The sequence below is a fragment of the uncultured Tenacibaculum sp. genome (assembly GCF_947498805.1).
Lineage (GTDB): Bacteria > Bacteroidota > Bacteroidia > Flavobacteriales > Flavobacteriaceae > Polaribacter.
Genome location: NZ_CANMLT010000011.1, coordinates 24,593 through 39,910, shown reverse-complemented (window position 1 = coordinate 39,910; position 15,318 = coordinate 24,593). Strand labels below are relative to the sequence as shown.

Genomic DNA, 15,318 nt, shown 5'->3' with positions numbered 1-15,318 from the left:
AGGAATAAGCTATTGTAAAAGAATCCTTAAGAGTATGGTTTTTGGGTATGAATGAAAAAGCCTTTACAATTTCATGCAAAGGCTTTTAATTTTATATATTTAAATTGAATTAATATTCAATCTTATCATCTTTTTCAGACCATTTTTGAAAAGGTTCTAAAGCTATTTCACGTCCTACTTGCTCAAACGGAATACTTCTCTTTTCATATGGTAATGGAATTTCTTTATAAATAAATTCATCATCAAAACCAATATTGGCAGCATCTACTTGATTACTTCCATAGAATACTTTATCAGGTCTAGCCCAATAAATAGCTCCTAAACACATAGGGCAAGGTTCGCAAGAGGTGTATACAACACATCCATCTAATTGAAAAGAACCTAAGTTCTTACAAGCATCTCTAATTGCAGTAACTTCTGCATGTGCTGTAGGATCGTTTGTTGAGGTAACTTTATTGTTTCCACGTCCAACAATTTCTCCATCTTTAACAATAATACATCCGAAAGGACCTCCTTCGTTGTTTTGCATTCCGCGTAAAGCTGCTTTTACAGCTTCACTCATATATTCTTCGTGTTTGTTCATCTTCATTATCTTATATGGTTAATTTTTCTAGCTAAAAAAAGCCGCAAAAATTTTGCAGCTTTTAAGTTCTATACAAAAGTACTGATTTACTCGATAATCGAGGTTAAAAACCTTAGAAAATCACTTTAATATAAAAAGTTAGTTTTTCAGAAGGTATTTAGTGTACTTCTACCAAAGTAGTTTACTTTAAACTACCTGTCATGTCTTCTGGTTTTACCCATTCGTCATATTGCTCAGCAGTTACATATCCTAAATTGATAGCTTCTTCTTTTAAAGTAGTTCCGTTAGCGTGTGCAGTATTTGCAATTTCTGCTGCTTTATAGTATCCAATTTTGGTGTTTAAAGCTGTTACTAACATTAATGAATTGTTAACCAATTCTGTAATTCTACCATGATTTGGTTCAATACCTGCTGCACAGTTTACATCAAATGATACACAAGCATCACCAATCAACTGAGCCGATTGTAATACGTTGGCAGCCATCATTGGTTTAAATACATTTAATTCATAATGTCCTTGAGTTCCACCAACAGTTACAGCAACATCGTTCCCCATTACTTGAGCACATACCATGGTAATTGCTTCTGCTTGTGTTGGGTTTACTTTACCTGGCATAATAGAAGACCCTGGTTCATTTGCAGGAATGATTAATTCTCCAATTCCAGAACGAGGTCCTGAAGCCATTAAACGAATATCGTTGGCTATTTTATTTAAAGAAACAGCTAATTGCTTTAAAGCACCGTGTGTTTCAACTAAAGCGTCATGTGCTGCTAAAGCTTCAAATTTATTTTCAGCAGTAACAAATGGTAATCCTGTAAATTCTGCAATATACTTAGCTACTAATACGTCGTATCCTGCTGGAGTATTTAATCCTGTACCTACGGCTGTACCTCCTAAAGCTAATTGTGCTAAATGAGCTAATGAATTTTTTAAAGCTTTTAAACCAAAGTTTAACTGTGCTACATATCCAGAAAATTCTTGCCCTAAGGTTAACGGAGTTGCGTCCATTAAGTGTGTACGTCCAATTTTTACAACATCTTTAAAAGCTTCAGATTTAGCTTGTAATGTGTCACGTAATTGTTCTACACCTGGAATAGTTACTTCAACAATCTTTTTATAAGCTGCAATGTGCATTCCAGTAGGGAACGTATCGTTTGATGATTGTGATTTGTTTACATCATCATTTGGTTGAATTGTTTTATCTCCTTCACCAATTACTTTACCTGCAATTTCATGCGCTCTATTGGCAATTACTTCGTTTACATTCATATTAGATTGTGTACCCGAACCTGTTTGCCAAATTACTAAAGGAAATTGGTCATCGTGCTTTCCTGCTAAAATTTCATCACAAACCTTACCGATTAAATCACGTTTTTCCTCTGCTAAAACTCCTAATTCACAGTTTGTATAAGCAGCCGCTTTTTTTAAGTAAGCAAATCCATATACTACTTCTAAAGGCATAGAAGCAGGTGCTCCAATTTTAAAATTGTTACGAGAACGTTCTGTTTGTGCTCCCCAATATTTATCTGCAGGTACTTCTACCTGACCCATTGTATCTTTTTCAATTCTATATTTAGTCATGTTGAATTGTTTAAATTGCTTAAAATTAACGAAGTCCAAAATTACAAATTCTAATAGTTTTAGATGTCGATTTTTGTGAGATTTTATTGGTTGTAAAAAAAAATAGTTTTAATTTTGTCGCGTAACAATTATTAAGAAGAAACAAATGTTAGATTTTTCAGAATTTTCAGGATTAGTATTATTCATGTTTATTTTTACAGCTGGATTTTGGTTGTTAATTTTCTTATTGACATTTGTAGTACCTTACTGGATTGGTGGAACCATCTGGGAAAACTGGAAATTAAAAAAAGAAGCTAAGAAAGCTGCTGAAGGTAAGTAAGCATCTTATTCAACAATATTAGAAAGCTCGTTCGTTTGAACGAGCTTTTCGTTTTTATTCTGGTGTCTTGTTGTACGATTCGAATAAAATAGTTTACATTTAGACATCTGATAACTTTCTATGAAGAAAATATGTCCATTGATTTACGTTTAGATATTCCAGCATTTATAATTTTTGTTGGAATTGTATTAGGGTTTTTATTATCGTACTTTTTTATTCAAAAATCTTTTAAATACAATAAGTCTAATCTATTTATGGGACTGTTATTACTAACTTTTTCATTTAATATGTTAGAAGGTTGGTTGAATTATACTGGGCTTATTTTTAAATGTTTACATCTAACTAACTTTTCAGAACCCACCAATTTTATCATAGCTCCGTTGTTGTATTTTTTTGTGTCTCGCCAGTTAGGCGAGCAGCGTAGTAGTAAGGAATGGTTACATTATATTCCGTTTGTGTTTTGGCTGTTTTACTGTGTGTTCTTTTTTATTCAGTCTGAAGCATTTAAATATAATTCCAATATTTTTTCATTAGGTTTCGATTTAGAGCCCTTACCTGTTGATTACTCAAAAGAAAATGATAACCCTTTAGGGATACGAAATTATGTGAATGAATTAACAATTCTTCAAATAGGAGTATATTCATTTATCATTATTCGAAAAATAGTATTAAAAAGTAAACCTTTAGGAGAGTCTATATTTAAAACGACCAATCATACATTAAAATCATTACGAAGTTCTATTTTACATTTTACATTACTTTTTTTATTACTTGTTATAGTGAAAGCTACATTTAAAGATGATTTTGGAGATTATATATTATATGTGTATTTGTCGTTTATTTTATTATTTAATGTAATTGCTATTATGAATAGCTCTACTTATTTTCAGCAATCTTCGTCTTTTTTAGAATTCCCAAGTTTAAAGTATCAAAAATCTTCATTGACAAAATCTGACAAAAAAGTGATTGCAGAAAAGATTAGGACAATCATGGAAGATGAAAAGTACTTTACTAGTAACTTGGCATCTCTTTCTAACTTGTCATTTACTATTAATGAAAGTTCTCACCATGTTTCCCAGACAATAAATGAAGATTTAAACATGACTTTTTTCGAGTTACTAGCCTTTTATAGGGTAGAGGAGGCCAAAAGTATTCTTTCTTCTAATGAAGGAAAGAAACTAACTATAGAAGAAGTTACAGAACAGGTTGGATATAACTCAAAATCAGCGTTTAATACGGCTTTTAAAAAGCTAACTTCTCAAACTCCTTCTGCATATAGAAAAAGTAGTTAAGGAGCTTCCCGATAAGCACGAACATCTACTTTATAAGGAAATACGATAAAAAGTGATCTTTGAAATTAGGTTTGTATGTACAAAATTTAAAATCATATGGAACCTATTAAATCTAATAAAAGCAGTCGACAGTTTTATATCGATTGGCTTAGAATTCTTTTAATTTTTAGTGTATTTCTTTTTCACATTGGCATGTACTTTAATTCATGGGAATGGCATGTTAAAAACAATATAACCGTTACTTGGTTAAATCGATTGATGTGGTTTTTACATCTTTGGCGAATGCCTTTACTTTTTTTAGTTTCAGGTGTTGGAACATATTATGCGTTGGGACATAGAACTGTAAAGAAGTATTTAAATGAACGTTTTACCCGACTTTTTATACCTTTTGTAGTGGGTATTATCACTTTGGTTCCAGTGCAAGTTTATATTGAGAAGATTGAAATGTATTCTTCTTTAGGAAGTTTCTATCTGGAGATGTTTAATGGAGTATATCCAACAGGGAACTTTAGTTGGCATCACTTGTGGTTCATATTGTATTTATTTTTGATTTCATTACTGATATCTCCCTTTTTGAATTATTTAAGAAGTGATCGATTTAATACTCATCGACAACGATGGATTTTGTTGCTTCAAAAGCCATTAGCTTTAAACTTGTATTTAGTATTATTAATTGGATCACAAGCTATATTAAGACAATGGTTTCCTGAAAGTACACATGCATTGTATAATGATTGGGCTTACTTTATATATTATATATTATTTTTTATTGCTGGATTTATTTTGATTACTGATCGAAGTTTAGTGAAGGCAATAGAAAATCAACGACGTTTGTATTTAATAGAAACAGTTATAGCAACCATATTTCTATTTTCTATTTCCTCTTTATTTACGCATCAAAAGTTGATGGATTGGTTATATGGTATTACAGGTATTATTATTGGTTGGAGTTGTGGTTTAGCTGCTTTAGGATATTCAAAAAAATACTTTAATAAAGATTCTCGCTGGCGAAAAAGATTAAATGAAGGAATTTACCCTTTCTATTTATTGCATCAACCTGTGATCATAGTTTTAGGATATTACTTAAAAAATATTGAATTACCTATTATAATTAAAATGTTGGTGTTAATACTAGTTAGTTTTGTTGTTGTAGTGTTACTCTATGAGTTATTGATAAAACGTTTTAATGTATTGAGAGTTGTTTTTGGAATGAAGAAAGTAAAAGTGTAAAAGTAAAAAAGCTCTCAGAATTGAGAGCTTTTTTATATATTATCCACCAAATTCTTCACCACCACCATCAAACTCTCTACGAGTACGTTGACGTTTTTTCTTTTGGTTGAATCTGTAGGTAAAGTTTAAAGATATTTGACGCTCTCTCCATTGAAAATCTCCTTCAGAAATTCGAGTAGGGTTTTCTCTGTTGTTAAAGTAGGTTTTACTCTGACGCATACGAGAGTTAAATAAATCACTTACATTTAAAACTAAGGTAGCTTTGTCTTTAAATAAATCTTTACTAAAAGAAAGATTGGTCACAAATATTCCTTCTCTATCTGTTTGAGCATTGGCTTGTGGCCCACGATATAAAATACGTGTTTGCCATTGAATTTTTGCCGGTAAGGTAATTCTTGAGTTAAATCGAGCAAACCAACTACTTTCATTTACTTCATCTAAATTAGTGGTTACTTGATTTCCGTTAGCAGCAGTATAAGTATATGTAAAAGCATCTGTTTTAAACTTGAAATAATTAAATGAAGCAGATAAACGCACTTTTTTAGAAACATTATAATTACTCGTAAATTCTACACCATAACGTTGCTCATCATTTAAGTTTAATGGCTGTCTAACAAATATACCAACCCCATTTCTTTCTTCTAATATTGATATAGGGCGAATTAAGTCTGTTGAAATTTGATAGTATACAGAGGCTCCTAAGTTTAATTTTTTTACTTTGGTATTATACCCTAAATCAAAAGAACTTGTGAACGTTGGAGTTAAATCAGGGTTTCCTCTAAATACACTAGTATTAGAACTTCTACTTTCAAAAGGGTTTAAAAACCAATGACGAGGTCTTCTTAATCTTCTACTATATCCTAATGTAATATTGTCGTTATCATTTAATTCATACCCAAGGTTTACGGTAGGAAACCATTCTGTAAAGTTTTTATCTGATGTTTGATTGGTGGTAAGAACATCTAAATCAATATCTGTAATTTCTGTTCTTAACCCAAGTAGGTAAGAGAATTTATTTATTTTACTTCCGAATTGTGCGTAAAATGCATAAATGTTTTGTTTGAAATTGATAGCATTTGAAGGGTCAAAGAGTATACTCGGATCTAAAATATTTACTTTAAAATCAGAGTTTAAATCTTGTAAGGTGGTTTTGTGTCCAACTTCAAATTGACTTTTCTCTCCTAAAGGCAATACATAATCTATTTGTAATAGTTTATCCGTAGATTTTGTTATTTGCGAATTGTCTTCAGTTAAAACTCCATCCGTAGTAATAGGTGAAAGTTCTGTTTCATCGCTTTCTCCATATTGTAAATCAATGCTAAGTTTCTGTCCTTTACCATCAAAATTATTGGTATAGTTTAATGAATATTGTTTATCAATTCCTTTTTCATCTTCATTTTCAATACGAATGCTTGATTTAGGATCGGTAAACATGATTTGTTCAATATTGTTGGTAGCAATATCATCACCATTCGAATCTCTATAAAAGAAGGTACCTGTTATAGAACTATTTTTAGACAGGTAATATTCTAGCCCCAAGGAAGCATTAAAATTTCTATTTGTTCTATCAAAAGTTCTGTCTTCAGTTTGAATACTATCTACATTTCCATTGGTTAAATAAGAAAATTTAGAGAATGAATTTCCTGGACCTTTTCTGTAAGAATAACCAATGTTAGAAAAAAGGTTGATCTTTTTTGTACGATAGTTTAGGTTAGGGGCAATTCCTAATTGATCTGGATGCCCAACTGTTAAATTTACAGATCCGTTAAACCCTGTGATTTTTCCTTTTCTAAGAATAATATTTAAAATTCCTGCAGTTCCTTCAGCATCATAACGAGCAGAAGGGGAGGTGATTACTTCTACTTTTTCAATTGCGTCAGCAGGTAAGTTACGTAGTGCATCTGTTCCGTTTAAACCAACCAAAGCAGAAGGTTTACCATCTATTAAAATACGTACATTTTCATTACCACGTAGGCTAACGGCTCCTTCAGCATCTACATTTACAGAAGGGACATTATCTAAAACGTCAGAAGCGTTTCCTCCTTTAACTGTCATATCTTTTCCAACGTTGTAAATCTTTTTGTCTAAGCGTATTTCTACTGTTGATTTTTCAGCAATGATTTCAACCTCGTCAAGCGTTTCAGTGTCTTCAGATAGTGTTACTGTTCCTAAATTAGTGTTCTCTGAGAAAACTCTAGGAGTTAAACTTTTAGTTTTAAAGCCAATAAACTCAACTTTAATATCATATTTTCCTTTTGGAATTTCAATAGAAAAATTACCTTGTTCATCGGTTACTCCACCGGTAACTCTCTTACTTTTTGCATGTGTTAAAACTATGGTAGCATATTCCAATGCTTGTTTTGTATTCGTTTCTACCACTTTACCAGTAAGTGTAATTTTAGGAATATTTTTGCCCTTAAAGTTAGGTCTTTGCGCAAAAGCAATACTACTTATAAATAGTAGAAGTATGGTTATGTGTTTCATTAAAATTATTAATTGTTCGATTAAACCAGTAGGACTACAAATGTCTGCAGAGGTTTAAAGCTTTATTGTTAAAACTGTGTTAAATAAAAACTAACGTTCAGTTTTAGAATAAATATAAATACTCTTCTTGTTGTTTTTATCGAGCAATCGTAATTTATTTTGTGTTTTTTCTGAAATAAGATGAAACTTTTTGTTTGGTATGATGATATTGAATGAATCCTCATTCCTTTTAATCTTTTCTTCTAATTCTACATCAGAAATACTTTGAACTTTACCATTTGAATAAAACTGACTAGAATAACTCTTGGTTTGTAGATGATATAATTTTGAATTGTCAGTAGTATTGGCTTGGATTAGGTATTTATCGGTAGGAGCAAGTTGCTCAATATATCCTAAAAACACTGCAGGAACACTTACCAATAAGCAAAGTATAGGAAAAATAAGAGCTACTTTTATTGAAATACTTTTATTCTTAAATGATTTGAACCAATGCGTTATTAATAATGCAATTGGTACCATTACAGGTAAAATGTAAGGGTGGATAAGGCTTTTAGAAAAGGTAAAAAAGAAAGGTGTCCAGATTAACCAAAGGATTAAAAAACCTATCCATTTTTGTTGCAAAATTTCACTGCGGTTTTTCCATATTTTATACAAAACAATTTGAATCCATGTTAAAGCAAATATGAATAGGAAAACCCATACCATTCCTAAGGGTTGTGATTTAGGAAAACCATATTTATCTCCAGACCAACTGGAATCAAAGAAGCGTTTAAAATGTTCTCCAACCACAAAATAATCTAAAAATCCAGGAGTACTTTGCTCAGCTAATAAATACCAAGGTAATGCAATGGCTAGCATAATTAATGGCCCTGTAATTAAAGGGATTTTTTTGAAGGCTAAAGAGAATTTTTTATAAACAAATAGCCATACAATTATAGGAGGAATAGTTAAAATACCTACGATAGGTCCTTTAGCTAGTAATCCAAACCCTAAACCAACGAAAATGAGGTATTTCCAGTACCATTGCGCGTTTTCTCTTAGTGTTTCCCAAAAGCTTAGCATGGTTAAAGTTACACAAAAGGCTAAAGCGGTATCTGTAGAAACAACACCTGCATGCAATAAAAATTCTGGAATGGTTAGTAAAACAAATCCAGGAAGAAAAAATGGAAGTTGTACTCTTTTTGCATACTTACCTACTAAAAAGACCATTGCTATCGAAAGTAACAAATAAGGAAATCTAACAGCAAATTCATTATTTCCAAAAATGCTCAAACTTAATGCAGATAACCAGGTTGATAGCGGAGGTTTAGCCCAAAAAGGAATACTATAATCTATATGTGGAGTGATCCAATTGTTTGTTTCAGACATGATACGAGCTATTTCTGCATAGCGCGCTTCTGTTTTATCCATTAAGGGAAGTACTGCATTCAAATATGTTCTTAACAGTAGTAGAGAAATAATAGCATACCCAAAAAAAGAGTTTCTATTCCAATATTGTTTCATTTTGTTCGGATAATTGTTTGTTAGTGTTTTTGTAAGCTTTGCCAATATTTCTTAAATCAATCCATAGTTTAAAAAAGTAACTTAAAGGAACTTTAGAGTCATCAGTATCACACCAAGATTGTAGTGGGATCTCTTTAGCAATATCTTTTAATTGGCGTCTACCATAAATAGCTATTAATCGATGAAAAAGTTCTACATCAAATAGCCAGCGAGAAATAAACTTTTCTTGAAACAATAGCATTCCAAGAGATTGCTTAAATACTTTGCAACCACATTGCGTATCGTATATTTTTAAATTTAACTGTCTTGAAATAAGTGTAGCGATACATCTACCAATTAAAAATCGATAGTGTTTCCTGTCTATAGTACAGTCTAATTTTGCAATACGTGAACCAAAGGCAAAATAGGTTGATGAAGATAATTTTTCACTAATCTCTAGACACTCTTCCAGCGAAGTCGATAAGTCAGCATCTAAATAGGCTATTTTTTCTGCATAAAATTCTTTCCCACAATGTAACACACCTGTTCTAACTGCTTCTGCTTTTCCTTGATTTTTGCTTTGATTAATAGCAAAAACTTGAGATGGGTATGCACTTCTAATTTCTTCTAAGACTTCAAGAGTTTCATCGGTACTTCCATCATTTACAAAACAAATAAATGCTTTAGGGTGCTGTTTTAGAAAGCTTTTGTAATGTGCTACTCTAAGTCTTTGCGCTTCATTGTAACAGGGTATTACAATGGCTAAATCGAAACGTGTGTTCATTATTTAATTTTTAGAGTAATTATGTTCATACACTTTAATAAGAGCTACTATTAAAACTATTCAAGGTTTTAATTTGGTGAAAATATAGATAAACTTTTAATCAAATGTAAAGGGTATGCAAATTGTTTAAAAATAAATTAGGTTCAAAATACGTTTTTAAGACGGATTTTGAATATTTTAATTCTAAATATTTGTTTATGAGTTTTTTGAATTTGTTTTTTGAAAAGGTCAAAATGGTTCAAAATTCGTATTCTGAACGGTTTTATAATTTTAAATGAAGGTTTTGATCGATATATTTATAGAATTGGTAACTCTTTTTTGTACTGACTTGGAGTCATACCCATTAGTTTTTTAAAAGTAGTATTGAAAGATGACTTTGAGCTAAATCCAGCTTCATTTGCTATGGCTAAAAGAGTATAATCTTTGTACATATCATTCTGAAGACAATGAATAAATTCGTCAACTCTGTATTTATTTAAAAAATCTTGAAATCCTGTTTGCATATGTACATTTAAAACTTCAGAAATCTGTTGTCTAGGTACACCTAACTCTCTTGCCACTTCATTAACGGTTAATTTTTGATTTTTAAACCACTTTTCTTCAACGATTAATCGGTGTATCGCCGTTTTTAAGTGGGTTATTGAAAGTTCATTTAAATTAGAAGATTTGTATTTATTGTGGCAGGCTTGTGGAAGTATATCTTTTGGGTCTATAATTAACTTATAAAGTACGAGATAGAATAAGAAAATAGCAGTAAGTATAAGACCGTAACTTTCTAAGAAAAATGGAGTTTCATGTGATTTAGTAATCAAATAAGTAAATTCTGCAATGATAAAAACAAAGGCTAAAGGAATTAAAAAGAATAACAACCATTTTTCTTTTTTCCTTTTTAAAATATCATAAAGGGTGTAGAGTAACATTCCCATGAAAACAAGTTCTATGAGCCCATCAAAAAATAATACAATGTAATTGTCTGCTAGTATTGGAATATCTTCTGCGAGATTTAAAAATATGTTTAAGATATAAGGAACAATGAAAATGCTATCTTTTTTATCAAAGCTATTTTTGTCTGATTTATAATAGCGAACCAGTAAAAAGAACATGGTAATAATTAAAGGTTCGTGAAACAAAAACCAATTTGACTCTGAAACAAATAAATTGTAATTATCATCACCAATAGCAAATAGAATAACGGAAGAAATTGCTCCAAGAAGTAGCCAAAAATTTACTTGTTTATATAATCTCTTTCTTTGAAATAATATAAAAAGTAGAAATATCCCTTGAAGTATTGCAACAATTTGTAAGGTTTTTAGCATCTATAGTATTTAGCATTGGCAAACTAACGGCAAAATAGCAATTATATTTTTCGGATTGTACATAAAAAATCCCAAATCTTATTGATTTGGGATTTATACTATTCAGTTATTAATACCGAATTATTTTTTGTTTTTAGCTTTTGTCTTTTGTTGTGCAGCCTGTTGTTCTTGAGCTTGCTTCATAGCAGCATCTAAACGCTCTCTGAACTTACTCTTCTTTACAGGTTTCTTTTTGTTTGCTTCAATTTTAGCGTGAATTTTAGCTTCATCAATTACATAGTTCTTAATTACAAACATAATTGTGATTGTAAGTAAGTTAGAGATGAAATAGTATAAACTTAATCCACTTGCATAGTTGTTAAAGAAGAATAACATCATGATAGGAGAGAAGTAAATCATATACTTCATCATTTTACTCATATCTGGCATACCTTCTTGTGTTGGAGCTTGCATATTTGCTTGCTGACTTTGGTTCATTTTCATATAGAAGAAAATAGCAACCGAAGCTAAGATTGGGAATAAACTTACGTGATCACCATAGAATGGGATATTAAAAGGAAGTTTAGCAACAATATCATAAGAAGATAAATCATTTGCCCATAAGAAGCTCTTCTGACGTAAGTCGAAATTCGTAGGGAAAAACTTAAATAAAGCAAAGAATACTGGCATTTGCAATAATGCAGGAATACACCCGGACATCATACTTACACCTGCTTTTCGTTGCACCGCCATGATTTCTTGTTGACGCTTCATTGCGTTTTCGTTTCCAGGATATTTTTTGTTAATCGCTTCCATTTCTGGACGAATAACTTTCATCTTAGCACTTGAAACATAAGATTTGTATAACACTGGAGACATAATAATACGAACTACAATTGTCATTAAAATGATAATGAGTCCAAAGTTTCCAATAAATCCTTTTAGCATATTAAATACTGGGTAGAAAATAGTACGGTTTAAGAATCCAAAGATTCCCCAACCTAAATCACTAATTTCAGCTAAATCAGTTCCTTTGTATGTCTTTAATAAATTATAGTTCGAAGGTCCGTAGAACCATTCCATGTTATAGTTTAACTCTCCATTCATTAATTGTAATGGAGTTTTTAAAGCAAATGTTTTCATGTAAACAGAATCTACATCTTCTCCTTTAAAATCTGTTGAAGTAATGGTTGCTCCGTTAAATGGAGTATCACTTAATAATGCAGAACTAAAGAAGTGTTGTTTATAAGCAACCCAATCAATATCATTTGCAACTTCAGAATCATTCGGATTTAAATACTCAACTTCATCATCAGCTTTATAGTAATAATAAGTATACATGTTTTCAGTCTTCTGACTTTTTTCATGTCTAAACCCTTTTAAATTCCAGTCTAAGTTAATCTGTTGTGAAGAATTAATAACATTGCTTAACCCTTGAGAACGAACAGCAAATCCAACTCTATAATCGTTAGGTTTCATTTCATAACGATACTCTAAAAATTGACTATCAGATACTTTTAACTTCATAGAAAGTATCTTGTTTTCTCCGTTTTCAGAATAAGAAGGTTCAAATAATAAATCTTTTGTATTTAAAATTCTATTATCTGTTGTTCCGAAATTAATATTGAAAGAAGCGTTCTTGTCTTTAATTAAATATAAAGGTAAAGAATCATACGTTTGTTGGTTTTTGATCAAAGCCTCAACAATTTGCCCACCTTTAGTATCAATGGTTAATTTTAAAACATCGTTTTCTAAAACCTTAGTTTCTTGTTTTGTTTGTAGAGCACTAAAAGCAAAGGCTCCTAATTTATTTTTTAAAGCAATAGCACGTAAAGAGTCGTTTTCTACTAGTGCTTCACTTGTTGTTGTTTCTGTAGTTGTTGGTGATGATGCTACTTGTTCAGTAGTCGTAGTTTCTTCAGTAGCAACTTCTTCTTGAGAGTTCTTGGTCCACCAAAATAAGATAAGACCAATTAATAACATTCCTATAAAGGATTTAAAATCAAAATTTTTTTGTTCCATTGATATATTTTATAAATGTCAACTTGTCAGTAAACGTTTTCTTTTCTTAAGAAAACCCGACAAAGGTAGTAAAACAAGGTATAAATTAATGGGTTTTACTACGATTAATTTAACTGATGTTATATAGTTCAAAGGGTGTTCCGTTTTTCTTTAAAAAAGAAAAAATCCTGCAAAGGGCAGGATTTGTTTTATTTTTTAGATTGCTTTAAAGAAGCTTTTATAAAGCTCACAAAAAGTGGGTGTGGATTCAATACCGTACTCTTGTATTCTGGATGGTATTGAACACCAACAAACCATGGGTGAGAAGGTATTTCTACGATTTCAACTAAACCAGTCTCAGGATTGATTCCTGTAGCCTTCATGCCAGCTGCTTCAATTTGTTCTTTATATACATTATTAAATTCATAACGATGGCGGTGACGCTCGCTAATCAATTCAGATTTATAAGATTCATATACTTTAGAATCTTGAGTTAATTGACAATCCCAAGCTCCTAAACGCATCGTTCCTCCTTTATCTGTAATATCTTTTTGTTCTTCCATTAAGTTAATCACTGGGTGCTTAACTTTTGAGTTCATTTCTGTGGAATTAGCATCTTTCAGTCCTAGAATATTACGTGAATATTCAATAACAGCCATTTGCATTCCTAAACAAATACCTAAGAATGGAATATTATTTTCTCGTACATATTGTACTGCTGAAATTTTGCCTTCAATACCTCTGTCTCCAAAACCAGGAGCAACTAAAACTCCATTTAAACCTTCTAACATAGAGGCAGCATTAGCTGGAGTTAGTTCTTCAGAATGAATCCAACGTACATTTACTTTTGTTTTGTTGGCAGCACCAGCATGAATAAATGCTTCGGTGATTGATTTATAAGAATCGTGTAATTCTACATATTTACCAACTAAACCTATTTCTATAGTTGAAGTTGGGTTTTTATGCTTGTCTAAAAATTTATTCCATGCAGTTAATCTAGGTTGTTTTCTAGTAGATAAGTTTAATTTATCTAAAACTACATAATCTAAACCTTCTTTAAACATTAAGTTAGGCACATCATAAATCGTTTCTGCATCTAAAGATTGAACTACATTTTCTTTCTTTACATTGCAAAACAATGCTAACTTACGTTTAATATCATCCGATATTTCATGTTCAGATCTACACACTAAAATGTTAGGACTAACACCACTTTGCATTAACATTTTTACTGAGTGTTGTGTAGGCTTGGTTTTTAATTCACCAGCAGCAGCTAAATAAGGAACTAAAGTTAAATGAATAACAATAGCATTGTCTTCTCCTAATTCCCATTGCAACTGACGTACAGTTTCTATATAAGGCAATGATTCAATATCACCTACTGTTCCTCCAATTTCTGTAATAACGATATCATAGTCGCCTGTATTACCAAGAATTTGAATTCTGTGCTTTATTTCATCTGTAATGTGAGGAATTACCTGTACGGTTTTACCTAAAAACGCTCCTTTACGCTCTTTATTTATTACCGACTGATAAATTCTACCAGTAGTAACATTGTTAGCTTGAGAAGTAGGAATATTCAAGAAACGCTCATAATGCCCCAAATCTAAATCTGTTTCAGCTCCATCGTCGGTAACATAACATTCTCCATGTTCATATGGATTTAATGTTCCTGGATCAATATTAATATAAGGGTCTAATTTTTGAATGGTTACTGAGTAGCCTCTTTGTTGTAATAACTTAGCTAATGAAGCTGCTATAATTCCTTTTCCTAAGGATGAAGTTACGCCTCCCGTTACAAAGACATATTTAGTGTTATTCATGGTGTTGTTAGGTTTGGGCAAAAGTAAGAAGTCTGTCAATACGAACAAATAAAAAAAATAAAAAAAAGGTTATATTGCAGCTTATTTCTTCGAAGAGAAAAAATAATTAAAAAAAATAAAAAATGGATTTGTCAGACTAAAAAACTGTTGTATATTTGCCCACGCTTTTAGCAGACGGAATTTCACGAAAGCAGTTAAATTAATAAACAAGACATTTAAAAAATTTAGAAATGCCAAAAAGAACGTACCAACCATCGAAACGCAAGAGAAGAAACAAACATGGTTTCAGAGAAAGAATGGCTTCTGCTAATGGTCGTAAAGTATTAGCAAGAAGAAGAGCAAAAGGAAGAAAGAAAATATCTGTTTCTTCTGAAACAAGACATAAAAGATAATGATGTTAGTCATTAAATAAAGGTGTTACTTTTTTATAGTAACACCTTTTT

General features: G+C 31.2%; 12 protein-coding genes. 4 read left to right on the top strand and 8 right to left on the bottom strand.

The genetic code is table 11. The features are described from left to right. Window positions 1-109 precede the first annotated feature (109 nt). Together Q0873_RS17365 and fumC are read right to left on the bottom strand one after the other, a co-directional pair. On the bottom strand, window positions 110-583 hold the full coding sequence (locus tag Q0873_RS17365; RefSeq protein ID WP_086030913.1) for a nucleoside deaminase: 474 nt from the start codon (window positions 581-583) through the stop codon (window positions 110-112). A gap of 181 nt (window positions 584-764) precedes the next feature. Continuing rightward, window positions 765-2,165 (bottom strand): class II fumarate hydratase, encoded by a 1,401-nt coding sequence (gene fumC, locus Q0873_RS17360; protein WP_299109839.1) that lies wholly within the window; start codon window positions 2,163-2,165, stop codon window positions 765-767. Window positions 2,166-2,310: 145 nt separating this feature from the next. On the opposite strand from fumC, the gene Q0873_RS17355 reads away from it, so the two are divergent. The 3 genes from Q0873_RS17355 (at window position 2,311) to Q0873_RS17345 (ending at window position 5,006) form a co-directional block, all read left to right on the top strand. Continuing rightward, the gene (locus tag Q0873_RS17355) at window positions 2,311-2,484 is read left to right on the top strand and encodes a hypothetical protein (protein WP_198938429.1); all 174 of its coding nucleotides are present in this window, start codon (window positions 2,311-2,313) and stop codon (window positions 2,482-2,484) included. A gap of 131 nt (window positions 2,485-2,615) precedes the next feature. Next, window positions 2,616-3,776, top strand: a complete 1,161-nt coding sequence (locus Q0873_RS17350) for an AraC family transcriptional regulator (protein WP_299109835.1) — start codon at window positions 2,616-2,618, stop codon at window positions 3,774-3,776. A gap of 96 nt (window positions 3,777-3,872) precedes the next feature. Beyond that, window positions 3,873-5,006: an acyltransferase family protein gene (locus tag Q0873_RS17345; RefSeq protein WP_299109833.1), complete on the top strand. Its 1,134-nt coding sequence runs from the start codon at window positions 3,873-3,875 to the stop codon at window positions 5,004-5,006. A gap of 39 nt (window positions 5,007-5,045) precedes the next feature. On the opposite strand, the gene Q0873_RS17340 is transcribed toward Q0873_RS17345, so the two are convergent. The 6 genes from Q0873_RS17340 to Q0873_RS17315 form a co-directional block, all read right to left on the bottom strand. Then, window positions 5,046-7,490, bottom strand: coding sequence for an outer membrane beta-barrel family protein (locus Q0873_RS17340; protein ID WP_299109831.1), 2,445 nt, complete (start codon window positions 7,488-7,490; stop codon window positions 5,046-5,048). Window positions 7,491-7,580: 90 nt separating this feature from the next. Beyond that, on the bottom strand, window positions 7,581-8,993 hold the full coding sequence (locus tag Q0873_RS17335; RefSeq protein WP_299109830.1) for a glycosyltransferase family 39 protein: 1,413 nt from the start codon (window positions 8,991-8,993) through the stop codon (window positions 7,581-7,583). Continuing rightward, on the bottom strand, window positions 8,974-9,756 hold the full coding sequence (locus Q0873_RS17330) for a glycosyltransferase (RefSeq protein WP_299109828.1): 783 nt from the start codon (window positions 9,754-9,756) through the stop codon (window positions 8,974-8,976). The genes Q0873_RS17335 and Q0873_RS17330 overlap by 20 nt, the downstream gene beginning before the upstream one ends. Before the next feature lie 296 nt (window positions 9,757-10,052). Further along, window positions 10,053-11,072, bottom strand: coding sequence for an AraC family transcriptional regulator (locus Q0873_RS17325; protein WP_299109826.1), 1,020 nt, complete (start codon window positions 11,070-11,072; stop codon window positions 10,053-10,055). A 120-nt stretch (window positions 11,073-11,192) separates the two neighbouring features. After that, window positions 11,193-13,073, bottom strand: a complete 1,881-nt coding sequence (yidC, locus tag Q0873_RS17320; protein WP_299109822.1) for a membrane protein insertase YidC — start codon at window positions 13,071-13,073, stop codon at window positions 11,193-11,195. Window positions 13,074-13,261: 188 nt separating this feature from the next. Then, complete coding sequence (locus Q0873_RS17315; RefSeq protein ID WP_299109820.1) at window positions 13,262-14,875, bottom strand: CTP synthase; 1,614 nt, start codon at window positions 14,873-14,875, stop codon at window positions 13,262-13,264. 230 nt (window positions 14,876-15,105) lie between these two features. Here Q0873_RS17315 and rpmH point away from each other — a divergent pair, with 230 nt between their 5' ends. Further along, window positions 15,106-15,267: a 50S ribosomal protein L34 gene (gene rpmH, locus Q0873_RS17310; RefSeq protein WP_088352940.1), complete on the top strand. Its 162-nt coding sequence runs from the start codon at window positions 15,106-15,108 to the stop codon at window positions 15,265-15,267. The last annotated feature ends 51 nt before the right edge of the window (window positions 15,268-15,318 follow it).

What these genes read in the sequence shown, in the direction of transcription:
- fumC (WP_299109839.1), bottom strand. Translation starts at nt 2,165, where the DNA reads ATGACTAAATATAGAATTGAAAAAGATACAATGGGTCAGGTAGAAGTA.
- Q0873_RS17315 (WP_299109820.1), bottom strand. Translation starts at nt 14,875, where the DNA reads ATGAATAACACTAAATATGTCTTTGTAACGGGAGGCGTAACTTCATCC.
- yidC (WP_299109822.1), bottom strand. Translation starts at nt 13,073, where the DNA reads ATGGAACAAAAAAATTTTGATTTTAAATCCTTTATAGGAATGTTATTA.
- rpmH (WP_088352940.1), top strand. Translation starts at nt 15,106, where the DNA reads ATGCCAAAAAGAACGTACCAACCATCGAAACGCAAGAGAAGAAACAAA.
- Q0873_RS17330 (WP_299109828.1), bottom strand. Translation starts at nt 9,756, where the DNA reads ATGAACACACGTTTCGATTTAGCCATTGTAATACCCTGTTACAATGAA.
- Q0873_RS17340 (WP_299109831.1), bottom strand. Translation starts at nt 7,490, where the DNA reads ATGAAACACATAACCATACTTCTACTATTTATAAGTAGTATTGCTTTT.
- Q0873_RS17345 (WP_299109833.1), top strand. Translation starts at nt 3,873, where the DNA reads ATGGAACCTATTAAATCTAATAAAAGCAGTCGACAGTTTTATATCGAT.
- Q0873_RS17355 (WP_198938429.1), top strand. Translation starts at nt 2,311, where the DNA reads ATGTTAGATTTTTCAGAATTTTCAGGATTAGTATTATTCATGTTTATT.
- Q0873_RS17325 (WP_299109826.1), bottom strand. Translation starts at nt 11,072, where the DNA reads ATGCTAAAAACCTTACAAATTGTTGCAATACTTCAAGGGATATTTCTA.
- Q0873_RS17335 (WP_299109830.1), bottom strand. Translation starts at nt 8,993, where the DNA reads ATGAAACAATATTGGAATAGAAACTCTTTTTTTGGGTATGCTATTATT.
- Q0873_RS17350 (WP_299109835.1), top strand. Translation starts at nt 2,616, where the DNA reads ATGTCCATTGATTTACGTTTAGATATTCCAGCATTTATAATTTTTGTT.
- Q0873_RS17365 (WP_086030913.1), bottom strand. Translation starts at nt 583, where the DNA reads ATGAACAAACACGAAGAATATATGAGTGAAGCTGTAAAAGCAGCTTTA.